Source organism: Bacillus salipaludis (assembly GCF_004358205.1).
Window position 1 is genome coordinate 210,925 of the sequence record NZ_SMYO01000009.1, and the last position, 25,598, is coordinate 236,522.

General features: G+C 40.0%; 25 protein-coding genes. 5 read left to right on the forward strand and 20 right to left on the reverse strand.

Annotated features, from left to right (window positions below):
* Nucleotides 1-4: 4 nt before the first annotated feature.
* The 10 genes from E2K98_RS19830 to E2K98_RS19880 form a co-directional block, all read right to left on the reverse strand.
* On the reverse strand, nucleotides 5-1,384 hold the full coding sequence (locus E2K98_RS19830; RefSeq protein WP_133337145.1) for a dihydroorotase: 1,380 nt from the start codon (nucleotides 1,382-1,384) through the stop codon (nucleotides 5-7).
* On the reverse strand, nucleotides 1,384-2,088 hold the full coding sequence (locus tag E2K98_RS19835; RefSeq protein ID WP_133337147.1) for an isochorismatase family protein: 705 nt from the start codon (nucleotides 2,086-2,088) through the stop codon (nucleotides 1,384-1,386). The genes E2K98_RS19830 and E2K98_RS19835 overlap by 1 nt, the downstream gene beginning before the upstream one ends.
* A 3-nt stretch (nucleotides 2,089-2,091) precedes the next feature.
* Nucleotides 2,092-3,471, reverse strand: a complete 1,380-nt coding sequence (locus E2K98_RS19840; RefSeq protein ID WP_133337149.1) for an FAD-dependent oxidoreductase — start codon at nucleotides 3,469-3,471, stop codon at nucleotides 2,092-2,094.
* A gap of 510 nt (nucleotides 3,472-3,981) precedes the next feature.
* Complete coding sequence (locus E2K98_RS19845) at nucleotides 3,982-4,209, reverse strand: hypothetical protein (protein WP_133337151.1); 228 nt, start codon at nucleotides 4,207-4,209, stop codon at nucleotides 3,982-3,984.
* Nucleotides 4,210-4,315: 106 nt separating this feature from the next.
* Nucleotides 4,316-4,561 carry an HpcH/HpaI aldolase family protein gene (locus tag E2K98_RS19855; protein WP_133337153.1) on the reverse strand — a complete coding sequence of 82 codons (246 nt, stop codon included), beginning with the start codon at nucleotides 4,559-4,561 and terminating at the stop codon, nucleotides 4,316-4,318.
* A 294-nt stretch (nucleotides 4,562-4,855) separates the two neighbouring features.
* Nucleotides 4,856-5,422 (reverse strand): hypothetical protein, encoded by a 567-nt coding sequence (locus tag E2K98_RS19860; RefSeq protein ID WP_133337155.1) that lies wholly within the window; start codon nucleotides 5,420-5,422, stop codon nucleotides 4,856-4,858.
* A gap of 65 nt (nucleotides 5,423-5,487) precedes the next feature.
* Nucleotides 5,488-5,715 (reverse strand): hypothetical protein, encoded by a 228-nt coding sequence (locus E2K98_RS19865; protein WP_133337157.1) that lies wholly within the window; start codon nucleotides 5,713-5,715, stop codon nucleotides 5,488-5,490.
* On the reverse strand, nucleotides 5,715-5,915 hold the full coding sequence (locus E2K98_RS19870; RefSeq protein ID WP_133337159.1) for a hypothetical protein: 201 nt from the start codon (nucleotides 5,913-5,915) through the stop codon (nucleotides 5,715-5,717). The genes E2K98_RS19865 and E2K98_RS19870 overlap by 1 nt, the downstream gene beginning before the upstream one ends.
* Nucleotides 5,916-6,437: 522 nt before the next feature.
* Complete coding sequence (locus E2K98_RS19875; RefSeq protein WP_133337161.1) at nucleotides 6,438-7,037, reverse strand: short chain dehydrogenase; 600 nt, start codon at nucleotides 7,035-7,037, stop codon at nucleotides 6,438-6,440.
* A 242-nt stretch (nucleotides 7,038-7,279) separates the two neighbouring features.
* Complete coding sequence (locus tag E2K98_RS19880; RefSeq protein WP_133337163.1) at nucleotides 7,280-7,828, reverse strand: flavodoxin family protein; 549 nt, start codon at nucleotides 7,826-7,828, stop codon at nucleotides 7,280-7,282.
* A 141-nt stretch (nucleotides 7,829-7,969) separates the two neighbouring features.
* On the opposite strand from E2K98_RS19880, the gene E2K98_RS19885 reads away from it, so the two are divergent.
* Nucleotides 7,970-8,866, forward strand: coding sequence for a LysR family transcriptional regulator (locus E2K98_RS19885; protein WP_133337165.1), 897 nt, complete (start codon nucleotides 7,970-7,972; stop codon nucleotides 8,864-8,866).
* A 357-nt stretch (nucleotides 8,867-9,223) separates the two neighbouring features.
* On the opposite strand, the gene E2K98_RS19890 is transcribed toward E2K98_RS19885, so the two are convergent.
* Nucleotides 9,224-10,075 (reverse strand): helix-turn-helix transcriptional regulator, encoded by an 852-nt coding sequence (locus tag E2K98_RS19890; protein ID WP_133337167.1) that lies wholly within the window; start codon nucleotides 10,073-10,075, stop codon nucleotides 9,224-9,226.
* Nucleotides 10,076-10,196: 121 nt separating this feature from the next.
* Between E2K98_RS19890 and fabF the strand changes: the two genes are divergently transcribed.
* Nucleotides 10,197-11,432, forward strand: coding sequence for a beta-ketoacyl-ACP synthase II (gene fabF / locus E2K98_RS19895; protein WP_133337169.1), 1,236 nt, complete (start codon nucleotides 10,197-10,199; stop codon nucleotides 11,430-11,432).
* 118 nt (nucleotides 11,433-11,550) lie between these two features.
* On the opposite strand, the gene E2K98_RS31095 is transcribed toward fabF, so the two are convergent.
* From E2K98_RS31095 to E2K98_RS19915, 5 genes are all read right to left on the reverse strand, one after another.
* The gene (locus E2K98_RS31095; protein ID WP_165976325.1) at nucleotides 11,551-11,700 is read right to left on the reverse strand and encodes a hypothetical protein; all 150 of its coding nucleotides are present in this window, start codon (nucleotides 11,698-11,700) and stop codon (nucleotides 11,551-11,553) included.
* A 377-nt stretch (nucleotides 11,701-12,077) separates the two neighbouring features.
* Nucleotides 12,078-17,165, reverse strand: a complete 5,088-nt coding sequence (locus tag E2K98_RS19900; protein ID WP_235824878.1) for an OmpL47-type beta-barrel domain-containing protein — start codon at nucleotides 17,163-17,165, stop codon at nucleotides 12,078-12,080.
* A gap of 692 nt (nucleotides 17,166-17,857) precedes the next feature.
* Nucleotides 17,858-18,571, reverse strand: coding sequence for an SDR family oxidoreductase (locus E2K98_RS19905; RefSeq protein WP_133337173.1), 714 nt, complete (start codon nucleotides 18,569-18,571; stop codon nucleotides 17,858-17,860).
* 31 nt (nucleotides 18,572-18,602) lie between these two features.
* Nucleotides 18,603-19,154, reverse strand: coding sequence for an NAD(P)H-dependent oxidoreductase (locus tag E2K98_RS19910; RefSeq protein WP_133337175.1), 552 nt, complete (start codon nucleotides 19,152-19,154; stop codon nucleotides 18,603-18,605).
* A gap of 17 nt (nucleotides 19,155-19,171) precedes the next feature.
* Nucleotides 19,172-19,300 carry a hypothetical protein gene (locus tag E2K98_RS19915; protein ID WP_407921221.1) on the reverse strand — a complete coding sequence of 43 codons (129 nt, stop codon included), beginning with the start codon at nucleotides 19,298-19,300 and terminating at the stop codon, nucleotides 19,172-19,174.
* 168 nt (nucleotides 19,301-19,468) lie between these two features.
* Here E2K98_RS19915 and E2K98_RS19920 point away from each other — a divergent pair, with 168 nt between their 5' ends.
* Nucleotides 19,469-19,807: a winged helix-turn-helix transcriptional regulator gene (locus tag E2K98_RS19920; RefSeq protein WP_133337179.1), complete on the forward strand. Its 339-nt coding sequence runs from the start codon at nucleotides 19,469-19,471 to the stop codon at nucleotides 19,805-19,807.
* A 542-nt stretch (nucleotides 19,808-20,349) separates the two neighbouring features.
* Here the strand turns inward: E2K98_RS19920 and E2K98_RS19925 are convergent.
* Nucleotides 20,350-21,231 (reverse strand): LysR family transcriptional regulator, encoded by an 882-nt coding sequence (locus E2K98_RS19925; RefSeq protein ID WP_133337181.1) that lies wholly within the window; start codon nucleotides 21,229-21,231, stop codon nucleotides 20,350-20,352.
* A gap of 143 nt (nucleotides 21,232-21,374) precedes the next feature.
* Here E2K98_RS19925 and E2K98_RS19930 point away from each other — a divergent pair, with 143 nt between their 5' ends.
* Nucleotides 21,375-22,583, forward strand: coding sequence for a multidrug efflux MFS transporter (locus E2K98_RS19930; RefSeq protein ID WP_133337183.1), 1,209 nt, complete (start codon nucleotides 21,375-21,377; stop codon nucleotides 22,581-22,583).
* 425 nt (nucleotides 22,584-23,008) lie between these two features.
* Here E2K98_RS19930 and E2K98_RS19935 read toward each other — a convergent pair whose 3' ends face one another.
* From E2K98_RS19935 to E2K98_RS19945, 3 genes are all read right to left on the reverse strand, one after another.
* Nucleotides 23,009-23,212, reverse strand: coding sequence for a cold-shock protein (locus tag E2K98_RS19935; RefSeq protein WP_133337185.1), 204 nt, complete (start codon nucleotides 23,210-23,212; stop codon nucleotides 23,009-23,011).
* A gap of 790 nt (nucleotides 23,213-24,002) precedes the next feature.
* The gene (locus E2K98_RS19940; RefSeq protein ID WP_133337187.1) at nucleotides 24,003-24,203 is read right to left on the reverse strand and encodes a cold-shock protein; all 201 of its coding nucleotides are present in this window, start codon (nucleotides 24,201-24,203) and stop codon (nucleotides 24,003-24,005) included.
* 187 nt (nucleotides 24,204-24,390) lie between these two features.
* Entirely contained in the window at nucleotides 24,391-24,591 is a 201-nt protein-coding gene (locus E2K98_RS19945) for a sporulation protein Cse60 (RefSeq protein WP_133337189.1), read from the reverse strand.
* A 502-nt stretch (nucleotides 24,592-25,093) separates the two neighbouring features.
* On the opposite strand from E2K98_RS19945, the gene E2K98_RS19950 reads away from it, so the two are divergent.
* A complete protein-coding gene (locus tag E2K98_RS19950; RefSeq protein ID WP_133337191.1) occupies nucleotides 25,094-25,366 on the forward strand; it encodes a hypothetical protein in 273 nt (90 codons plus the stop codon).
* The last annotated feature ends 232 nt before the right edge of the window (nucleotides 25,367-25,598 follow it).

Genomic DNA, 25,598 nt, shown 5'->3' on the forward strand with positions numbered 1-25,598 from the left:
AAAACTAGATTTGGCGATGGAGATATTTCCCCCTGCCTGGTTTTGCAGTAATCTTACCTTTTTCTAATATCACTTCACCTCGGCTAATGGTGTACACTGGCCAGCCAACTGCATCCATTCCCTCATACACTGTATAGTCAGAAGCGCTTTGAAGCAGCTGGTGGGTAATCGATTTTTTCTCCTGTAAATCTACAATGGCAAAATCAGCATCCGCCCCTACTTCAATGCGGCCCTTTTGTGGTAAGTTAAAAGAATCGGCCACTTGGGTAGAACAAATATCTGCAATTCTTTCAAGCGGAACACCCCTTTTTACATAACCTTCTGTAATCATGAGCGGCAACAAAGCACCTACGCCTGGAAACCCGTATTGTGCTTCGAAGACACCGGTTCCACTTTTATATTTCACGTCTTGGCTGCATGGAACATGATCCGTACCGATGGCATTAATAAGTCCCTTTTTAATCCCGTCCCACAAGCGATCTTGATCCCATTGTGTATGAATTGGGGGACCGACTTTGGCATGAAGATTCGTTGGAGATTCATTCGTCAATGTTAGGTAATGGACACAAGTCTCGACTTTTGCACCGCTTTCCAATAACCATGGAGCTTTCTCCAGCAGATCAACACTCGTTCCGGAAGATAAATGAACAACAAATACGTTTCCACCAACATTCTGATTTAAATAGAGGGTACTAAGCATGGATTCTGCTTCAGCATATCCCGGACTCGTTTTCGACCATGTTTTCAAAGTGTCTTCCACAGATTCCTGTTTCAGCTTTTTGGTTAGATACCGATTAATATCCATGTTCTCACAATGCATGCCCAAAAGTAGTTTAGGAGAAATGCCTATAAACCGCTCTAGTATTCTCATTAAGTCCATGGAAGTAAGATCGATGGCATTGGATACCTTAAATTTATCGTTGAGCTGTCTTTCATAATTTCTAAAAAATTTAAATGACGTAACACCAAATCTTTCAATTACTTCTTCAAGTTCATCAATATGGTCTTCTAATAAAATCCCTAAACTATAGCCGAAATCAATATAACTGTTTTGCTCGCCTATTTCTTTCAATCTAGGAAAAGCTTCCAAATAACTTTTAGGTATTCGATCATAATTAACTAACGTTGTTACGCCACCAACGGCATGCTGCTTTGTATCGATAAAATCATCTTCCAGCGAATTGTAAATTCCCAAATGCTCATGGGCATCGACCACTCCTGGGAAGATATGTAGGCCTTCTGCATCAATAATTTTCATAGCGTCCATTTCTTGATCTGGGTCATAAATTCCAACGATCTTTTCATCTTTTATTCCTAAATCTGCACGTAAAACTCCTCTTTTAGGAAAAACAACCTGCCCGTTTCTAATTAATAGATCCAACATTACTTAATGACCTCCTTGTATTGTAAGTTTTGTAGATACGTTACGACCTCATCAGCCTTCATGACATCGCAATATTTCATCCATAAATCTAGGAGTCCTGCTTGGTGGGATAATTGGATACGATCGTAAACGCAATCTTCTATTACCGCTACATTAAAGTTGTGTGTAACCGCATCAACTGCCGTTGCTCTCACACATCCGCTCGTAGACCCGCCGACAATGATAATAGAATCCACACCGAGCTTGATCAAATAGCTAATGAGTGGAGTTCCAAAAAAAGCGCTTGCATAACTTTTATCGACAACAATATCCTGAGATTCTGGCTTTAACTCTTCAACAATTTGCGTTTCTGGCCGTCCATCAATATATTTAGAATTGTCTCTTGCAGCTTTTAAACCGAAGGAATCGAAAGCAATCGTTTTCTTTTGTACATTTCTTGTATAGATGACTGGAATACCAACATTTTGAACCTGCTCTTTTAACTCTTTAATTTTTCTTATTCCTGCCCAGGCAGAAGATCCCCCTCCGCTAGGCCATTGTTCAAGCTGGTCTTCAATGGGCTCATCTGCTCCGATATAGTTGTACTGTGCATCAATAATCATGAAGACTGGCTTTTTTCCAAGTCCTCTTCTTTTTCCATAACCGCCTTTTTCAATTACAATCTTATCTACATCTGTTAATGCGCTTTCCCAAACATGAGACATATGCTATCTTACCTCCACTTGTTTTATTGATTTTGCTGCATGGGACCCAGCAATTTTTCCAAACCCCAATGCACATAACAAACCATTACCTGCTACATAACCATTAGCACGAGTTCCGGAAATACCTACAGAACTTCCACCCCCGGCGTATAAATTAAGAATTGGAGTACCATTCATCCCAAGTACTTGTGCATTTTCGTTTATTTTCAGTCCTCCCTGTGTATGAAACAAGGCGGGAACGATTTTAATTCCGTAATAGGAATTTATAAGTTTCTTTGGCAAAACTTTTCTCCCAAATTCATCCTCCCCTACCGTAACTGAATCATTGTATTTTTCCAGTGTCGTTTTAAGGGTTTTTGAATTCAATCCTAATTTTTCTGCTAAGCCTTCAATGGAGTCCGAGTAATGAAAAGCTTCGAAATTCGCCAAATTTTTAAAATCCTCAATCCCAAGCAATTGATTGTAAATTTCTCGATCAAAAATCATATAAGCATGCTTTTCCGGTTGCTTTAATACTTCTGTAGCATATTCGGAATATCCCTGTGATTCATCGCCAAATCTAAAACCTTGGTTGTTGACAATGAATCCACCCAACATGATGGCTCCCCATGTAACAAGAAGTCCATGTGCTTCGGAAACGGAAGCATGTCCTTGGTAGGCACTCATATTTTTCAGTTCGGCATTTGCCTCCGCACTCATGGATACAGCATCGCCAGTGTTGCCTTCATAGCCAAAATATATTGCGTTCGCAATCTCAGGAATAAATTCACTCACCATCTTCTTGTTTCCACCGTATCCGCCGTCGGCTAGGATTACCTTTTTTGCTCCTATCCGTTGCATTCCATTGGGCGTGTTCGTTTCTACACCGATTACTTCATTGTTATCGGTGAATAATATTTTAGTAACTGGTGATTTCAGCATTAGGTAAATGTTATCCCTATTCCTTACAGCTCCTCTTAACATTTTCATTAATTCTAATCCTGATCTTGATGGTGGAGCATGCATGCGGTATGTTTTGTGGCCTGGCAGTAAAAACTCTGTTACTAGTGATAGTTTAATATCATGTTGATCAACCAACCATTCAACTAAACTTGCTGATTCCTCACATATTCTTAGAGTTTGCTCAGGATCACCTGTATATTTATTTTTTTCTAAAATCTCATTTGCCATTTTTTCTGGAGAATCACTAATGTTCATTTCTTCCTGAAAGCGTGTGCCTGCCGCTGGTATCATTCCTGCGCTTGCTGCAGTATTCCCCAAAACAAATTCTGTTTTTTCCAAAATAGCGACATCCAATCCACTTTCCGCTGCTGCAAGAGCGGCAGTTAGACCACAGCCCCCACCACCGACAACAACAACGTCCACCTCGATATCCCATTGCATAAATTAAATCACCATCCTAAAACAGTTGTTTGTTTCGCATCGTGGAATTCATTCCATTAATTTTTGACAATCTCCTTAATTGTATTTTTCCTCCTCCTTGTCGTTCCACATTATGGAACGCATTCCATAATCTGAATAAGATATTTTTAGTTTAAATTCATAGAATGTTTTTGTCAATATTAAAAAGATTTACTATTTTTTGAATACTCTAGAAAAATGCAATTTTTCATACTTGTGGTTGTACTGTCATATGCCTTTTAAACGTAATCGACAGGTGTAACTAATTTTTATCTATGGTTGTATGTAAGGAAAAAGAGGGGTCTCCCGACTATTCTTTAAGATTAACAAGTAACAAGAGCATGAAAATCCCAAGTTTGATAATAATGCCAAATCAATCTCAAAAGAAAACCTGCCAATTAAAAAATGGCAGGTTTTCTTTTGTTTCCCTATAAATTTATAAAATAATGTTTATATTGGCTGAAAATTGGTTTATTTAATATTGGTCCTTTTTTAATTCACCTTGATCGTTTCACTAACAACCTGTTCCAACGCATTCGAAATAACAGAAGTCCCTGTAATTCCGATATAGCAAGCCCCTGACTCAAAAACCTTACGAACTCCAGCAGAATTAGCAGCGACTGTCCCAATTTTAAAGCCTTCCTCTTTTCCCATCTCAAACAACTCATTGATGGCCAACTGAACTTCTGGATGTCCTGGTCCTTCTGCCTTAAAGCCCATATTAACAGATAAATCTGTTGATCCAATTAGGCCATGTCTATTCCGGGAACATTCAAGATTTCCCTAAAGTTTTGTACGGCTTCAGGCGTCTCGATATGAACAGAAATTAAGATATTCTCACCTGCATTATTAAAATAAGCTCCCCTCCATCCTTACCAAAACGTGCCGCCCGGATCACAAAAGCAGCTGCCCGCTGTCCATGTGGGGGAAATTTTGCTCTTTTTACCACTAGTTCTGCATCTTCTTTATTGTTCACCATAGGCACTTGTATCCCTTTGGCTTCCCGATCCAGCGCCTTTTGTATACTTGATGCATCATAAGAAACCCTGATAATTGGCACTAAATTAACCAATTACCTCAACGGCAACGGCAATCATTGTCTTCATTTGTGCTGGTGAATATACGCTTGGTCCTGACCGTTTTGATTACGACATGAATCGACAACGGATTCTTGAACGTTGTGGATGGACATTCTGGAGAGTCAGGAGAAGTGATTTTTCCAGTGGATTTATATCATCATTGTTTATTTCTGTTCCAGTTTATTCACTTTTCTCTTTACTTCTGCCATTTCTTTAAATAAAAGTTCTACATCTGAATTAACATCAAAAGCCAATGTTTTCATGTCTCTTCTGATAGTTATGAAATTTTAAGTCATGAGTGTTGCTGTGTGTTTAATAATATCTTTTATCTCTTGCTGTCCCGATATTAATAATTCTTGTCCCTTTTCTAAATTATCTGTGCGCCCTATTAACTCCTTCTGGCCCTTTTCCAAATGATCTGTTTGAACTATTATTTCTTGTTGCCCCTTTTTAACATTTTCCATTCGAATCGTTAATTGTTTATGACTTGTAATTAATTCTTTTTGCCCTTTTTCTAATTTATCTGTTCGACCTATTAATTCCTTTTGTCCCTTTTCTAAATTACCTGTACGGTTTATTAATTCTTTTTGTCCCTTCTCTAAATTATCTGTACGGCTTATTAATCCTTTTTGTCCCTTTTCTAAATTGTCTGTACGGCTTATTAATTCTTTTTGTCCCTTTTCTAAATTGTCTGTACGGCTTATTAATTCCTTTTGTCCCTTTTCTAAATTGTCTGTACGGCTTTTTAATTCTTTCTGTCCTTTATCTAGATTACTTGTGCAGTTTATTAATTCCTTTTGACCAGTACTTAAATGTTGCAGTTCTGAAAGGATTTTATTTAATGTTTCCTCCATAAACGCACCCCCGCTCATTGATTAACAAAACATTAACTGATTTTCAATTAAATGTAAAATAGATTTTAGATATAATCATATCCATATTTTTCAACATACTCCTCAAAAGACAAATGGAAATACTCAGGGACAGTACCAAATAAAATTTCGAACTCACCATTTCGATAACAAACTAGATAGCTTTTCTCTTTATCCACATCATCATCATCATATTTTCCTTTAAAAATCTCAAATTGTTCATCCGTCAACGGACTCATTAAGCGTTTACTACTGAAGGTTGCATCCTTCATCATTAAAAAAAATCTTCCATACCCCTTTCTTTTTTCTTCCTCAAAATAAGAAATATTTTTTCTCTATCATATTTTGCTTCGGGGTCAACTTCACAACCACAGCATTGGCAGATGCTATAGCCCGCACCAGTTTTATAATGATGGTCTTCAACAGCAATTCTTCCACAATCTGGGCAAACTACAGGAAGAAAAAAAGATGCCATAATTTTATACCCCCTCAATAAAATAAAAACAAGGTTGTTTAATTTATTGACTTAACGAAAGATACACCTCCCCTTTGAGAAATATATAAAAATAGTCTAATTGACAAAGAAGACTGCGATAAAAATGAGAATATAGGTAGAAAATTAAATGAAAACGAGAGCAAAAGAAGCCTTTAACAAAGGTAGGAAGAAGGTAGTTAAATGAGGTAGGAATTGATTGATTTATAACCAAGGAGAAATTACTAACCATAAGTTAATTTTAACATTTATGTCATTTAATACACCACTAATCCAAATCGTTTTCATAAATTCGACAAGAATCCAATTTAATATTGAAAGCCTCTTTGGATAATTTCTAACTCACCGGGGGTCAGGCACCACAGTTCTGATGAGGAGAAACACAACAGATGTGTCATACTCCGTATACAGTTATATCCAAAATTTTTAGAAAAAAATAAGGGAACAAAAGCAAAAAAAAAGAGCTTATCGCTCCTGTTAGAATCAGCACATTTTCAAATTAAATTAATAGACTTCGTAATTTTGTCCGGTTTGAGCTCCATCCACGCTTTTTTTATAAGCAAGTGCTACACGACTGGCAGGGACTGCCACAAATCCCGGGAAAAATTCCCCGTATTGGTCTAATGATTCCTCCAATACATTGGGGCTAACACTATTTATACGAATTCCCCTCGGCATTTCAATCGCTGCTGATTTTACGAATGATTTAACACCACCATTTGCCATGGCAGCGGAAGCGCCCTGTGGAACAGGATCATCCATCATAATTCCAGTTGTTAACGTAAAGCTTCCACCGTCATTAACATAGTCCATTCCGAGAAGTACCAAATTAATTTGACCTTTAAGTTTACTTTCGATTGCTATTTCATTTAATTCTGGTGTTAGTTCCGAAACGGAACCAAAATGGGCACCACCTGTTGCACTAATTACAGCATCAATTTTTCCAGTTTGTTCGTACATTTTTTTTATACTCTGAGCAGAGGTAATATCAACAGTAACATCTAAGCCATTTCGTCCAGCTCGAATAATTTCATGATTTTTTCCTAATTCTTTAGCAATTGCCTGTCCAATCGTACCACTTGCCCCCACAACAATTACTTTCAATTTCAACATCCCCTTTCTCTTTAAGGATTATTCGACAATCTCGCCCGATCGCTGAATAACCTATTTCCATGTTAATATATTACAAATTCCAAAACACAGTTTTAGCTCTACATGAATTATATTTTTGTAGAATATAGCCTTCAGCCCCACCCCATGGCGACAGTAACTAAAATCAAGTTTGCTTGTTTTTGTGTCATTACTAGTTCACCCCCTTTGCATTAACCCATTTTGAATGGTTAATTTTAGATATTTTCAGTTAGTTTATTTCGCATTTGAGTAGCTGCGAAAAGTGCTCTTTTGTCTTGAAATACTTCTTCAGGTTTGTTTCCATTTCCAAGAATATATCCCGCAAATTCAATTCCCATAAAATCAAAAATGTATTGAAATTGCTGAATCATTGGCAGTCCTTTAATGTAAGGATCATCTCCTCCAACAGCAATAACAAACGCTTTTTTGGAAGCCATTTTTTTCTTGAAATCAGGATATTTCGGGTCCCTTAAAGTTTGTGACCATCGATCAATAAAGTTTTTCATTGTTCCCGACATGCTATACCAATAAATTGGAGTAGAGAATATTAAAATGTCATGTGGAAGTATACGATCAATTATTGAATTATAATCATCATTTCTTTCCTGAAAACCATCTTTCGAGTGACGCATGTCAATAATGGGTTGAATGTTAAAATCTCTTAAATGAATTTTTTCTGAAGCTATTTCTTGAATTACATGTTCTGTCAGCATCTCCGAATTTCCATTATGACGGGTTCCCCCATATATGACTGCTATTGACATTTTTCAGTTCTCCTTTTTCATTAAATTTAAATTTTACTATTTGTTCCTTGATTACTTATATCTTATAATGAATTTAAAAATCGATAAAGATGATTATTTTGATTAATTAAATCGAAAAAAACGATTAAGGAGGTGGATAATTTGGAAATTAAACAATTATTAACTTTTAAAAATGCCGCAGAGAATTTGAACTTTACCCAGACTGCAAAAATATTAAATTTTGCACAATCAAGTGTGACTGCACAAATCAAATCTCTCGAAGAAGAAATTGGCAAACCTTTATTTGAGCGTCTAGGGAAACGATTGATTTTAACGGAGGCTGGGCACCAGTTTAAACTATATGCTGAAAAGATGATAAAACTAAGCGAAGAAGCGATTACGGCAGTGAACGCAGAAGAAGAACCAACTGGTACCTTAATAATTGGTGCCCAGGAGAGCCAGTGCACCTATCGTTTACCTCCAATTCTTAAAGAGTTCAAGACTGCATTTCCCAAAGTGAAGCTCGTCTTTAAACCTGCACATTCTGACGAAATGGCGAGAAATCATCTTATGGAGGGTCTTTTAGATGTTGCTTTTTTTATGGATTTAAGTAAGCCTGAGGGTTCATTAAGAGTGGAGCAACTGATCAAAGAGGAGCTCAAATTGGTCGTCGCACCAAACCACCCCAAACCAGTGCTCTCACTAAATGACCTTAAGGATGAGACGCTCTTGCTCACAGAAATGGGATGTTCTTATAGAATGATATTCGAAGACTCCCTTAAATCAGCAAGAGTATTTTCACTGGATAAAATCGAATTCAGTAGTATTGAGGCAATCAAACAATGTGTAATCGCAGGTCTAGGAGTAGCACTATTACCAGAGATGGTCGTGAAAAAAGATATTCAAGAGGGTAGAATGAAGGAAATACCATGGAAGGGTTCCGAATCATCACTTTTTACGCAAATTGCTTGGCATAAGGATAAATGGATAACTCCCCCATTAGAGGCATTTATTAATTTAACTCGTCAGATATTTCTATCCGATGACTACTTCAGTTGAAAAGAAATTTTGATTAAATATGTTATAACGACATGTCTTGAGAATAGGTCGTTTCTTCACAAACGGTAGTGTTTTTCCTTTTTACGACAGACAATCAGGTTTCATTACTGAAGAAGAATTTAAGACCAAAAAGAAAATATAGTTGGATAAATTGCTAGTGTAACGAAATACACCACTAAGGACACCAGATTTAAGTCTGGTGTCCATTTTTCCGTACATTAATCTGTGGTTTGGTTAAAACACAATGATTAACATCTTCATTTCTCTTGCTACTATTAAATTAACCTGCCTAGTTATCGGAACAAGAAAAACGACCGCTCTTATTGAACAATCGCTCCCTTTAGTTAAACAAGAAAATTAATTTTCAACCGTAACCCTCTTCATTAATCGCTTTAATTTATTTTCTGTATCTGTTTCCTCTACTGGTGTATAGATACTGCACCGTAAATCCATATCGCCTTGAACCTGAAGAGAAGTTAAATTAAACAACATTTTGCCTGCTTTTGCATGTCTGAATTCAATTATCATTTCTGGAGCCTTACTTACTTGACTTTCTTGCCATAAATCCTGAAATTCTGAATGTGCATCACTCATTTCCTTAATAAATTGGTTGTACCATTCATCGCCTAAATAGTGTCCATAATAGGTACGGAAAATAGCAAGAAAACCTTTCGCAAAATGTTCCCAATTGACGGCCAATGCTTTTAATTCTTTTCTAGTGAACACTAAACGAATCAAATTTCTTTGATCATTCGGTATTTGTTCAAAATCTAAAAAAACATGAGCAGCTGCAGGATTCCAGCCCACTATATGGCAATGTCGATCGGTAATGATAGTCGGACAATAGGTTAATTCAGTTAGTATTCGCTTTAAAGAAGGGCTAAGCTCTGATTGATTCTTTTTTTGATTTGGAATTTCTGATTTTGTTTCTAATGCCAGGTCATATAAGTAATCTCTTTCATCATTATTTAATTGTAGAGCTGTAGAAATACAATCAAGTACGATTGAAGAAACTTTTATATCTCTTCCTTGCTCTAGCCATGTATACCAAGTGGTACTCACACCTGCTAATTGTGCAACCTCTTCTCTTCGTAATCCAGGTGTCCTTCTCCGGGTTCCGGCAGGCAAACCAACAGACTCTGGCTTAATTTGGGCACGCTTAGCTTTTAAGAATGTCGACAAAGCTTCAAGCCTAGTTTTATCATTCATTTTTAAAACTCCTCAACGTATCAGTTTAACCTATTAGTAATTATACCAGGATAAACTATCACTTGTAATAGGATAAAAGAGATGTAAAATACAAGTAAATATTTATTTGGAGGGATGAAAAGTGGAAAGAGTTGTGATTACTGGTATGGGGATAGTGTCTCCTATAGGAAACAACATCCAAACATTTTGGAGCAATTTGATTAACGGGGAATCTGGTATATCCTCCATCGATACATTTGATGTTACGAATCATAAGACAAAAATTGCAGGTATCGTCCAAGATTTTGATGCAGACGAAGTTTTAGGAAAGAATGAAGCTAGACGTTTAGATCGTTTTTCACAATTTGCTTTGGCTGCAGCTGAACAAGCTTGGGTAGATTCTAAGTTAGACCTCGATCATATAGATGTAGAAAGGTTAGGCGTATATGTAGGTTCAGGTATAGGTGGAATTGAAACCTTGATTGAAAATATAGATGTGCTTAGACAGAAGGGGCCAAGAAGAGTTAGCCCGACCCTAGTACCTGCCATGATTTCTAATGCTGCTGCAGCACAAATTAGTATCAAGTGGAAAGCAATGGGACCTTCTTTGTCGCCCGTTTCAGCTTGTGCAATTGGAAATACAGCTATTGGTGAAGCCTTTAGACTAATTCGTTCTGGAGAGGTTGACGTTTTGTTCGCAGGTGGAACAGAGGCAGCTATAACAGACTTATCAATAGCAAGCTTTGGTAATGCTACAGCATTATCAACAAGAAACGATGATCCTACTAAAGCTAGTCGTCCATTTGATGAAAATCGAGATGGATTTGTCATGTCTGAAGGAGCTGGAATTCTAATCTTAGAATCTTTATCTCATGCTTTACGTAGAGAGGCAAAGATTTATGCAGAAGTCATTGGATATGGTGCAAGTTCAGACGCACACCATATTGTAGCTACGCATCCGGAAGGTAAAGGGGCCTATCTTGCAATGAGAGCAGCTTTAAAAAATGCAAATATATCGCCTGAAGAAATTGATGTTATTAGTGCCCATGCAACAAGTACCAAAGTGGGAGACATCTCCGAAACAATGGCTATTAAGCAGCTGTTTGGTAAACAATCTTATCAGATTCCAGTAACAGCAAATAAATCTATGATCGGCCATATGTTAGGGGCAGCAGGCGGGGTTGAAGCAATTGCTTTAGCAATGAGTTTAAAGGAAGGTATAATTCCTCCAACAATGAACTTAGAAAATCCTGATCCATTATGTGATCTCGATTATGTACCATCTATTGCTCGCCAAGCGAAAATAAATACGGGTCTGTCTAACTCATTCGGTTTCGGAGGTCATAATGCGGCAATTGTTTTAAGGAAATACGAGTGAATAAACTTTCTCATGTAAATAAATCTAACCGTTTCTTAAGGAAACGGTTAGATTTAGCCATCGTCCATTATTTCACCTTTAAAACTCTAATTATCAAAAATTTAAAAAGCTAATACCTCTAATAGATGGATAGAGTGATTACAAATATTTTTTGGTAATTCCAAAGAGAAAAATAGGCCGCGCACTTTTCATTTTCTACCATATCTCGCTCAGTTTCGCCATCTGGACGATTTGATAGATTTGTATTGATAATATAAACTTTTCTCAATTTACTCACTCCCCCAATTCTAAATTTATATTTATTTTATATTTTCAATTCTCCCCAATAGCCTTCTTCTTTCTGTTGAATTTTGATCGAGATATTTCGTAAACTCCGATTCCCCCGAATACGAAAAAAGCGTTTAAAAATAAATCGTTTGAACCCTTTCCCATTCTTGGTCAGTTTGTCATTCTTCAATTACACATGATCGGCAAAATGTTTACTCCTAATACAAAATTGTGAAGGCATGAACTCTCTTGACTTGGCCGTCCGGTACTAGAAAAAACAGGACAGCAAGGGACACGCCCCGCCATCCTGTTTCTTTGTTCATTCCAATCCTGCTGCCCGTATAGCCGGATTCAGCTTTCTATTTTTTTCTTTATCTCTTATTCTTTTGACTGGTCATGAGCCACTTCCACGGCTGTTGACACATTTCTGGCGTTTCCAGCCTTATCGGTGATCGTATACGTAATCGTGTATATGCGTCCCGTTCCGCCGCCTGACCGCTCCGCCCGTAAATCGAACTCAAAGTCCGCCGTACCATATGCGGCATTTTGAATATCCTGTGCCGTATGACCGTCTCCAGTCCTGTCAGGAAGCTCATTGCTCGTGATCGATTTCAGTACGATTGACTGAATGTCGGATAGTGCTTCTTTCCATTCAGGCGTCACTTTAATCGTCACCATTTTATGGTTCGGAGGCCAAAGCGTCCCTTGATTCAGCTTGAGCGTCAGCTCCGGCGCCGTTTTATCGATTTTGATTTGAAGTGTCTTCGCATCCTCCGTATTCCCTGCGTTGTCTGTGCTGAAGTACTCGATGGTGTGGACGCCTTCCGTCGACAACTGGAGCGGTGTCCCATACGGAAGCCACTGGCTGCCGTCTATCCGGTACTCGGTTTTGTTCAAACCTGACTGCTCATCCTTTGCCGAAAGCTCCACTGTGACATCCTTCGTATACCAGCCGTTCTCCCCGTCCGGCCGGCCAGACGTCACGCTTGCGGCTGTCACTGGCTTTGTTTTATCCAGCCTCACTGTCACAGACTCGCTTTCTTCCGCGTTTCCGGCTCTGTCGATGCTCCGGTATTCCACCGTATGGGTACCGTCAGTGTTCACCGCAATCGGAGTTTCGTAGACTTGCCAATCTCCCTCATCCAGCCGGTACTGTATCTTGTCAATGCCTGAACCTTGGTCTTCCGCCGAAAGGATGACGCTTGCATCTGTTTTGCGCCAAGTGTTCGGTGATAATGGTGTCACTTCAGCCGTTGTCACCGGCTTCGTTTTATCCAGCTTCAGGGATACGGACTTTCTTGCCTCTACATTGCCCGCTTTGTCTGTACTGCGGTACTCGATATTGTAAAAGCCGTTATCAGTAATCGCAATCGTTCCGTTATACCCCTGCCATGCTCCATCATCCATACGATATTCTGTCTTCTCCACTCCCGAACCCAGGTCGACAGCTGTCAGGGTGATACTCGCATCTGTCGTATACCAGCCGTTATTCCCATTCGGTGCAGATGGTGTCACTTTCGCTGTTGTGACAGGTGGCTCCTGATCGGCCGGTTGCTGGTCATTTTTGTATAAATCGGAAATTTCCTGTTGGCTGAGCGGATAGTTGTAGAGTCTGAAATTGTCCATCATCCCGCGGAAATACTCCGTTTTCCCTGGCGGGTCATAGCCGATCAGCAGCTGGCTGTTCGAATTCCGGAACACGCCGGTCCATTGTTTAGTCTCCATCAACTTGTCGTTCACATAATACTTGATGGTCGTGCCGTCCCAAGTCACTGTGAGCAAATACCATTCCTTCATCTTCGTTAATGCTGTTGAGGCTAGATTATGGTCCGTCTCGTCAAAACCATCTGTGAAGCGGACTGCCGGCGAAATGCCATAAGAATCATGCAGGAGCGCATACCCCTCATAATTGGACGTTTCGCCCTTGGAAAGCACCGGCGCCCAGCCGCCAGCCCCCGCATCTTCTTTATACAGCCACATGGAAAACGACAGGGAGGTGGAGAAATCCAAGGAATCCGCATCCTTCACATTGATGCCGCTTTTCCCGTCGAACTTAGCCGCCTTCCCTCTTAGGCCGTCCGCGAATGACATCGTACCCGTCGGAGTGCCGTTGTTGTTATAGCCGGAATAGTCCTTGAAGTCGCCGTCGAATGTGTAGTAGGCGGCAATTTTCTGTTCGCGGTCAGCCCGGATGATAATGTCGCGGCTGTCCGTACCTGTACCGCCGTCATCGTCCGTCACTATCAGAACAGCAGTATATTTCTTATCAGGCGCATCCATGGATAATGCCGGATACGTATGGCTCGCGTTGCAAATGTCCGAAGTCATTCCGTCGCCGAAATCCCAGCGGCATGTTTTACCGTCTGCGCCTGGGTCCGTGATAGAAGGCAAGAAATCTACCTTTTGACCGGAGCGGGCCACCTTATCTAAACCCGCATTCACTGTCGGTGCGACGTTCGTCGGTGTGATCGTTTTCTTTCCTTGATATTTCTTCCCGCTCTGATCCACGGTTTCAAGCATAACCGTGTATGCGTCATTATCCTTGAAGCTATGCGTCAGCGGCTGATCATTCGGTACAGCCGCGGAGGAACCGTCGCCGAAATTCCATGTGCGGGATTTCAGCTGTCCGTTATCCGCCCCGATGGAAGTGTTATAGAACGTCACCGTTTCGCCCTCTTTCGGATTCTTCGGCGCATATTCAAAGTCCACCGCTTGGATGGTTTGCTGCATCGTATATGTGTCGGTGTTCCCTGCTGCATCAGTCGCCTTCAGCATGACCGGATAGGTGCCTGAATCCGGGAACGTATGGGTCGGGTTCTTCTCCGTGCTGACAGGGCTATTGTCGCCGAAGTTCCACTCCCATAACACAATATCATCTTCCGGATCGGTTGACAGGTTTTCAAAAGTCACCGTTGGCACGCTGATTTGCGGCGTTTTCACTCGGAACTGCTGTGTGGAGATAACATCTCCCCCGCCCTGTGCGTTCAGCGGCCGGTACATCACATACTTCGCCAAAACCGGCTTCGGCAGCTTGAACTCCTGCACATTGCCGTTATTGGCGGCCGTTGCCTTCAGCACTGTTGTGAACGCGGCATCATCCAATGTCGTCGAGGATACCGCCACCTCAAAATCCTTGACCCGTTGATTGTCATACATAGGGCGCGGCTGAACCTGCACACGATCAATCAAATACGTGCCGCTGTCCGCCAAGCTGATTTTGACCCATTGGTTATCCTTCCGGCTCGTCGCCCACGGAAACCCAGACTCATTTCCCAAGGCCAATAACTGCTCCGGTACATGCCGTCCATCATATGAACTTGATGCTGCCTCGATTTTCGCTCCCTGCAAATTGAAGGAAACAACCTTCCCTAAACCGCCGGCATTGAAGTAGACCTTCGGCGCGAAATCTTCATCCGATGTGTTCGGATTGCAGTCATCATCCTTGCCGTTTCCGCGTTTTTCCGCCGCACCCGGGTTCACGCCAGGATCCTTAGGACGGCAATCCGCATTGTTTCTCCATCCGTCGCCGTCATCATCCAGCATGAGGACAGATACTGGCCAGCTTACTGCTTCATAGCTTTCCTTGGCGGAATCCGTCACGATCGCTTCCACAATATGCTTACCGATCTTTTCATCGGAAGGCGTATACGCATAAGCACTTCCGGAGCCCGCATGGACTCGGTCCACATACCAATCGACATGGACGGCATCGCCTTCCGAATCCTCCGCATCAATTGCGAAGTTCTTCGTTTCGCCCGTAATCACTTCTGTTTCAGCCCTATCCGGCACCATATTGGTAATCATCGGGCCTTTGTCGCTGTTCTCGATGAACACAGTCGCGTAACCGATGTTGGACCATCCGTCCGCATTCGTGACCTTCAAGCCTGCCAGCTTGTTGGCATTCAAATTGTATTTATAGGTTGGCTTCGGTCCCGTGGCGTCATCGAATGCGCCGTCGCCGTCCAAATCCCATTCATAGCTGACAATGCCGCTCGGGCTTGCCGATGCCGAGCCGTCAAACGAAATCACACTTCCCTCTTTTCCATCATACGGGCCGCCCGCATTAACAATCGGGGCTTTATCATGCACATTCGGCATCGCAGTCAAATAGCTGATCCAATCCTCCTCCATGTTCACCGCCAGTTCCCCGAAGGCTGCGATCAACTTGTCATTTGTGCTGCGCAACGCATCAAGCTGATTCAGCATGGCTGCCTTGCTGAATGAATCGCTTTGCCCAAGGAACTCCTTCTTCATGTCTTCGATTTGGGCATCTGTATAGCCTAAGTTCTTCAGATTGCGCACAAGTTCCGGCGAAAGCCCTTGAGACGCGGCTTCATTGCGGAATGCCTTCAGGTCCGCTACCGTTTGATCGAGCGGACGCGGATCTTCTTCTACCACCTGCTTCGCAATCGCAATAGACGTGTTGGTGCGCCTGATCTGTTCCTTCAGCTGAGCCGCATACTGCTTCACAGCCCGCGCATGGATCAACGCCCAATCGCCGTCCTTCGCGATCGCGCTTCCTTGATACTTTTCAATCGATGTCAAGAACGCCCGCAAGAGCGGCCCCTCATTCGCGAGCTCATTGCCGATGCCGACAGCGGCGATCGTTTCCGGATCGTTGCTTTCCGTCGTGATCACATCACGCGTATCCAGCGGCGTGAGCTTCTGGAAATTCGGATTCGGCGGATCGGCCGCAATCCCTTTATAGTGGGAAGCTGTCGCCAAGATCTGCTTCAGCACGAGCTGCTTTGGATTCACGCCGGTCGCCCATTCCACTCCCTTTGTCAGCCCAGTAAAGAATCCGTCAATTAGCGCTCCGTTCTGTACATCCCAAGAGGTGACCACACCCGGAAGCGGCTTCCCGCCTATTTTGGGACAAACCAACGTCAAACTGAAGCTTGTGCTGACGGAAATGGCCGTTTCCTTCAGGCCGCCGCACTGCCACACCTTCCCGAGCGTCCCAAGCTTCGATTGAAGCGCGAAAAAATCCCGGTATGTATCATGTAAGTCCTGCCACTCCGCCTCCGCATCAGCTGCTTTTTGCTTCGCTTTCGCGATGGCCGGATCCGCCATGATGTTCGGAATATCCGTCGGGAACACCACCTCAAAGGCATCCGTGAACACCTTATCCTCCGGCGATACTGTCCCGTCCTGGCATTCATCGTATACGACTGTATATTTTCCAGGCCCGATCTTGCCGCCCGGAGCTGTGTACCCGATCACCTCCGATATGAAAAGACCGCCATGCACCCCTTGTACCGTGTTGGGCGAACCCGACACATCCTTCAGCTTTTCACCTGGAGCGCCTTTTCCGCTCGGCACCACATAAATATCGGCATACGGCTCAACGAAGTCATCAGCTCCGCCTTCCCCGCAGCCCTTCAAAAACCGAATTTGCCCGGTGTGAATCCGTATTTCCTGATTCGGACCGAACGACGCAAACGTTTTTCCGTCTTCACTCCACATCAAGAACTGATCCCCCTCAGCAAGCACCTTTGGTAAGGATGTCCCCCCCAATAGGTACATCAGTACAAACTGAAGAATGAACACCCCCTTCATGAACCTGCCCAAACGCCTCTTCCTCTTTCCCCTTCTCATCATCTTCCCCCTCTAGCAATCTCCCATGACTACAGAAAAATATCTTAATAGTCTGTCAATTACATATCAGATTGTATCATATCCGTATTCCCAGGTGGTAGGTAATTTTTCCATAAAAGCCCAATACCAGTGTGGCTGACACAGACCGCAAAGTGAGACCATGAAAATTTATAACTTCATATATAATAAAATTGAAATATACTTATATATCTTTATGTATATTTTGATATTAAAGAGAAAAAAAGGAGCTATAAAGAAAACTCTAACGGAATCTAAAATGTACCCTACTGGTAGACTATTTTTGGTATCTACTCTATAGGGTACATTTACTTCAGATAGCCAAGAACTCCATCTTTTCTAGACAAGCACTCATGATTCATTTATCTTTAGCTAGTTGTTTTAGAGTTTGTGGTGACACATATCGATGTATTCCTGTGAAAAAAGGTAAAGCTTCTCAGTGATGGAAAGATTCATAAAAAAACACCATCCTTTCGTATAGTTCTACAAAAAGAATGGCGTTTTTCTTGTTTAGAGGATATGATTTTTCCTCAGTTGCTGGCTTATGCTAAAATGTGACCACCTTCTACATGAAGAACGGTTCCTGTCACGAAACTATTTTGAAGCAAGTATAGCACGCTTTGTGCAACATCTTCAGCTCTTCCTATTCGTTTCACTGGAAGGATGTTTTCAACCGTAGCATAGAAATGATTACGAGTTTCTTCTGGCATTTTACTGCGGGAAGGTGTATCAATTATACCGGGTGAAACGATGTTCACTCGGATTGGAGCAAGTTCTAATGCCATGGTCTGTCCTAGATTCGAAACAGCGGCATTGACTGCCCCTAGAATGGACGAACCGACCATCGATTTGTAGGCTACCACCCCAGAGAATAAAATGATTGATCCGTTTGGTAAAATTTTCGGAGCACCGTATTTCGCTGCATAATATTGTCCCCAAAATTTGTTTTCAAACAGTTGTCGGGCTTGAGCTGTATCCGTTTGGAGGAATGATCCGCTGGATGTTTCTGCCGCGCTTACCACAAGATGATCGAACTGGCCGACTTTTTCAAAGAAGGACTGAACTTGCTGTTCTTGTGTTGTATCTAGCGTAAAAGCCGTAGCCCTATCTCCTAGCTGCTCTTTTGCATTCCGTAATTTATCTTCAGAACGGCTGGCAATGATTACTTCTGCCCCTTGGGATATAACCTGTTTAGCTGATTCCAAACCAATCCCAGAGCTTCCACCGATAATTACAACTTTTTTATCTTTTAACATGTTTTTACCTCCACTTGATTTACTTAATAGATTAAAAATTCAATACCTCTTTCAGATGTATATCAAGTTCGGATACAAACTTTTCAACCTTCGGATTTTTGATTACATCATAGCAAGTAAAACTCTTTAAAGGTTTCATTCCGAGGAATTTCTGTATACGATGTAAATGGCTTAATGCATCTTCTAAGCTGCTCCCTTCAAAAAATTGACTTGGATCGTTAAATGCTTTTTCAGGAGCATTCCAGGTAGTCGAAAACATATATTTCTTTTCGGTCAATAAACCGCCTCTTCCATACTGATCAGCACCCTTAAAAAATAAACCATAAGCATAAACTTCATCCATATATGTCTTCAGTAAGCCTGGAACACTAAACCAATAGATAGGTGTTTGATAAATAACAATATCAGCCCATAAAAATTTTTTTTGCTCATCTTCGATTTTATATCCGTTTTGAATAATTGTAGTTTTTATATTGTTCTTTTCACTTAACAAACTGACCATCTTGTCCATCAAGGTTTGGTTCAAATTCCCCTCTGCTGAACTATATTTCTGATGACCGTTAATAATAAGTATATTTTTCATCTTTTTTCTAGCTCCTTTCATTCTGTAGTCTCTTTAAAAACCATTAGGTGTTCAATTTTCGGAGATACTACTCCCGGCTGTTGCATTAATGTAAGATGATCCTCTAGATGCCAATCCTCAACGATTTTTCCATTACTGAAATGCAAAATATCACCTCCTCAATATAGGGTTAGAATAATAGATTCATCGATATTATATATGTAGTAAATTCATTTATGGAAGTAGTGATATTTAATTCATAAAGTTTCCGAAAATATACTATTGTGATATGATAAGGTAAAATTAGTCAAAAATTTTTAAGGAGGATGTTTCAGATGAGCGATATTGAGCCGGTGGTGCTGACCAAAGGAGCACCAGGTGAGCCTTGCCCCATAGCTAAAACGCTTGACGTGATTGGGACTAAATGGACCTTTTTAATTATTCGTGATTTGCTTATTGAAGGAACGATGCGATTCAGCGACCTATTGAAATCAATGAATGGAATTAGCCCGAAAACACTTTCACTCCGTCTGAAGGAACTAGAAGATCATGGGATATTAAAAAGAAAGGTATTTCCAGAGGTTCCTCCTCGTGTGGAATATACGTTAACAGAAAAAGGAAAACGATTGGAAAGTATTTTCATTGAATTAAAGAGATTTGGATTAAATTTATAAAAGATTAAAATTTAGACCATACTTTAAATTTTGGTGAGCTAATTATGATTCATTTCAGAAATGCTTGATTTATGGAGGACAATCGAATCAGCTATGGATCGTTAATTCTAGCAGACAAATTTAATGACTCGGCTGGGTGTGGAAGTTCAAGTTGAAATCGAAGGTACCCATTTAATCCTTTGGGGAATATCAGTAGGAAAAAATAAACAGGACACTTCGTGGTATTTTATTACCATCAAGTGTCCTGTTTTAAATATGTTAGCCGAATTCCTACCCATCAAGCTGATATTTTGAAATAATCCCAAAATGAAAATTTATATCTCTACAGTATTTATAAGAATTCAGCTCATTTTTTACGTTTTGGGGAACAAGGAATTTCTTACCTTGAATAAATTAAGAGAAAAAAAGGAGCTATAAAGAAAACTCCCACCGAATCTAAAATGTACCCTGGGATAGACTTTTTTTGGTATCTACACTATAGGGTACATTTACTTCAGATAGCCAAGCACTCCATCGTTTCTAGACAAGCACTCATGCTTCATTTAGCTTAATTCCTTAAAATACCCAATCATAAATTCCCGGAATTCCCGAACGACCTTTGAAGTATACCGCTCCGTTTTCCATGCCATTCCTATTGTTCTTGTACAGACAGGCTGTTCAATATGCAAGGGAACAATTTTTTCATAGTGTGAATAGCGAAGGGTATGCTCGGTTAAAAAGGATACACCCAATCCCTCCTCTACAAAGTTATGAATGGATCCCGGTTCTTCGAGTTCAAAGGCGATTTTCGGTGTGAATCCTGCTTTTTCACAAAAACCATCTGTTAGCATTCTGAAGGGATTCGTCGGCTCTCTGTGAATAAATTGTTCATCTGCCACTTCCTTTAACTGAATGCTATCTCTCCCAGCCAAATGATGGGTATCCGGAACGATGATAAATACTTCATCCTCCATAAGATTAATCCAGCTGATTCCTTCTTTTTCAATAGGAAAGTAAGTAACACATAAATCGATTTCCCCTTTTTCCAATTGTTCCGCAAGTCGTAAGGGAGAATGCATACTTACTTGAAAATTGGCCGATGGATATACCTTACGAAATTGACTAATAATATGCGGTAATAATGGGGTATGCATGACAGAAAGTGAAATTTGATTCTTGCTCTCTCCTGCGAGTTCCGCCATCTCAAGCTTGGCAAATTCCAATTCAGAAAAAGCCTTATCTACTCCTTTTAAAAAAATTTCCCCAAATTGATTTAGTTTAATATTCCTTCCCTCTCGATCAAAAAGGGAAACACCAAGCTCTTCCTCTAAACGAGAAATGGTTTGGCTTAGTGACGGCTGTGCAATTTTAAGCTCTTTGGCAGCTTTAGTTATATGTTCAAATTCGGCAACGGTTTGAAAGTACCTTAATTGTAAGAAGTCCATTTGTCCACCTCTATTGATAGTCCTCAACCTATAAGTAAATAGTAATACATATATTAGTCATTATCAATTGTTTGGAGTATGATTAAGGATATAAATTACTTTGGAAGTCGAAATAAATTCCAAATAATAAGAAAGGTGTTTATATGGAGAATTGGAAAAGAAATTTATTTGTTTGTTGGTTCGGTTCATTTGTGACGGCCGCGGGGATGAGTCAAATAGCCCCTATGCTGCCTTTATATATCGATCAGCTAGGAGTACACGCAACTTCAGATATTGAAAAATGGTCTGGACTGATTTTTGGTTCCACCTTTTTAATCTCAGCCATTGTTTCGCCTATTTGGGGAAGACTGGCAGATAAAAAGGGCAGAAAACTAATGTTACTCCGTGCGAGCCTTGGAATGGCCATTGTCGTTTTTGTGATGGCATTTGTACAAAACGTTTATGAATTACTCGCATTACGGATGTTAATGGGCGCTGTTTCCGGTTACATTTCTGCATCGGTTACATTAGTTGCAACACAAACACCAAAGAAAAATTCAGGCTGGGCACTCGGTACACTTTCAACAGGCTCCGTTAGCGGCGGACTTCTAGGTCCTTTAATGGGGGGATTTATTGCAGAATTCTCTGGAATTCGAAGCTGTTTTGTTGTAACAAGCGTGTTATTGTTACTCGCCTTTTTTGCTGTTCTATTTTTGATAAAAGAAGAATTTACACCTGTTCATAAAACACCGTTAGCCTTTAGCCAAGTTTGGAAACTAGTTCCTGATACGAGATTGCTAATTTCATTGTTTGCCAGCACATTTATTTTGCAAATTGCCAATATGTCCATTCAGCCCTTAATTACTGTTTATGTAAAAGAATTGTCACCACATGCAACCCATTTATCGATGATTGCGGGAATGGTGGTGGCGGCTGCCGGTTTAGCCAATATAATTGCTGCTCCACGATTAGGAAAGCTTGCTGACCGTATTGGTTCTAGAAAAATATTGATTGGAGCACTTATTGCTGCAGGGATTATCTTTATCCCACAAGCATTTGTGAAAACACCATGGGAACTCATGGGACTGCGCTTCTGTCTTGGACTTGCGACAGCTGGATTATTGCCATCCATTAACAACCTTGTCCGAAAAAGTGCGCCAGATGAAATTGTTGGTCGTATTTTCGGGTATAATCAATCTGCACAGTATATTGGTACTCTCGGAGGATCTGTATTAGGCGGGCAAATGGCAGCATTCTTCGGCATTCATTATGTGTTCTTCACTACAAGTGCTTTATTATTGCTAAATGCATTATGGGTTTACAGTATTAATCATATAGGTATTAGAAGAAGGAGCATGTCACATAGTCATTAAGAAGCACACTGAGATTTCAGTGTGTTTCTTCTTTTTGTTCTTTATTTAATAATGTTAAAGTTAAACCCTTGGCTTAGACATTGGTTAACGGGGTACCATCCTTCGGCTCCCTTAAACATCAAAAAAAAGAACCCATCATTTTTCAAGATGGGCTCTATAATAAATACGCGCTGGAAGAACCTGCAACTAAATCATTTTTAATCCCCGGCTTGAAATACTTTGCTAGATGCCAACTCCACCCCTTCCTTTTAGACAAGCTGGACTTAGAAAAGTCCAGATATGGCCTAAAAATAGGTCGAATAGGTCTAAAATCTGCTCTTATGAGCAAATTTCAAAAAAAGGCATCCGAATGGGCTCATTCGGATGCCTTTGCCTACACTCTGACAGGCTCTAAAATAAGAGTCTGTCTATATTTATTCTTATAATTAAGCAGCTTTTCGTACGTTAGCTGCTTGTGCTCCACGTTGACCTTGCTCAACGTCAAAAGTCACTTCTTGACCTTCTTCTAATGTTTTATACCCTTCGCCTTGGATAGCTGAGAAATGAACGAATACGTCTTCTCCACCTTCACGTTCGATGAATCCGAAGCCTTTTTCGCCGTTAAACCATTTTACTTTACCTTTTTCCATTTTTGTTGCCTCCTAGTGTGTTAACACACACAATGTTACTATCCCTGCTCTCAGTGATCTTCAAGACGAAAAGTTTTAACTAATACTATCCTTTTCACCGAACAAAAATAATTCTTCCTTATAATAGCACTTTTTGGAATTAATTGCAAGCTTAATATATATAAGACGAATTTCCAAATTTTTGTCGTGTAGACCCGTCCATTTAGAAGTTCGTCAGCTTAACCTTTTTCTTTTAGGTGTACTTGCATCCTCACCATATTCAATCAACTCAAGCACCACGAACTACACCACTCCCTCATGTAAGGTTTCGCAGCCGAACTGTTACGGTAGTTTCTCACGCCTTTTCGCCGAGCTTATAACACTATCTTTCTTACTAAATCAAATGCTATTCGACTATGAGAGAACCCTTCAGTTCCGACAGGACCTGCCCGACCTTTACCTGAGCATTGTGTGACCAATCTAAATTTAAGCCAGGAACATTTCGCACAGCTAACGCACCCTGTTTGTTTAAGTACAATTCATCACAATCTTTATTTTAACATAAATGCCAATACGCCTTGATAGTCCATTAGAATTGAAGCAGAAAATATTCTTCAGGTATCTCATAAAAATAAGAGTGACTTTATAAGCCACTATCAGTAAATTAGGATTATCCTTAATTATATGCTACACTTTGTTTACCATTTGATTTACTGTTTTCATGTTCCCTACTCATTCGTGAGTGGGGTTCTTTGTTTTTTATTGCATAAAAAAACAGACTCTATTTTTAGAGTCTGTCTATTGGTTTTAATTAATCTTTACGAACATTAGCTGCTTGTGGTCCACGGTTTCCTTGTTCAACGTCAAAAGTAACTGATTGACCTTCTTCTAATGATTTGTAGCCTTCGCCTTGGATCGCTGAGAAATGGACGAATACGTCTTCTCCACCTTCACGTTCGATGAATCCGAAGCCTTTTTCGCCATTAAACCATTTTACCTTACCTTTTTCCATTTGTTTTGCCTCCTAGTGTGTAAATACACACAGTGTAATACTATCCTTGCTCTCAGTGATCTTCAAGACGAAAGTTAAACTTATACAAATCCTTTACACCGGACAAAGATAATTCGATTAAATTTTTACACATTTGGTAAATGATTGCAAATAGGAAATTCCACAGCTCGTAAAAACTGTTATGTTCTTACGATTTCTTTAATATAATGATTGCAGTATATTTTGTATCTGGATAAACCCCATACTCAGTATGCGTGCTTATAGCAAGTGGAACAGAATTGTATTTAACATCTATAAGCTTTCCTTCGTCTAATGAGCCAAGAAAATCATTAACTACCCGAGTAAATTCTGCAAAGTCTGTACTTTCAAAACCTTTTGCCTCATACATAAATTTATCCCTCCCTTCATCTTATCTTTCTACACAAAAGGCATATTCTCCTGTAAGAACTCCAATTATATAAATTCCTTTCACCCGTCATATTTGTTTGTAATATTATGTACTTTTGTTTTTCAGCTATTCTGCCACGACCGTAAATAAAAGATAAATTATCTTTCAAGGCATATCCTCCGATAATTATCCTATTCATTTATCATTATATTTTGCATCTCCCCCGTTTTCAGAACAAACCCATGTCCTATTAATAAACAAGAAGATATTAAACAAGCTTTTAAGTATTTTAAAATGATTTGATACGTTACATATCAAAGGACAAATAAATATTTATTCGAAAAGCCCCGTTTCCGAACACGGGCTTTTCTTGATGGTTTATTGAATATATCTATTTACTCATTATCTAGTTAATTTTTTGTAATTTTTTATACATATAGTCATAGTTTTTATGGTAATAAAAAGAAAAAATAGTATAATTATTGTCTGGGAGGTGATTAAATTGAAAAAATCGTTTTTGGGATTACTTATTTTATGTGTACTTAATTTTTCAAGTGTCACTGATGCATTCGCCCACTCCGGAAGGACAGATAGACTAGGTGGCCATTTTAAGCGTGCAAATTGTACATATATGTTTCATCATCCAACTGCAGCTGTTTCAGGTAAGTCTAAAGCTACTATTGTTTCTTTAATTAAAAAGTATAATAGTAATAATAAATGTACGAGAAGCCTTACCACTAAAAAAGTTGATTGGAGTACTGTAAGGCATAAATAAAATTAATTAATAATAGAGGCTAAAACAAGTTAAAAAGAGCTGCTCAAGTTTTAGCCGCTCTTTTTAAAGCTAAATATAAATGAATTTAATTATCACTTGAAGAACATACAACGAAAATTTTTTTAGGCTTCTACTTGTTATTGCTAAACGCTTATACTCCATCTCTTCACTTTCTCAGTTGAAAGCATATCCAAGATAAGTATTCCTCCAACACTTAATTAAAATAATTACT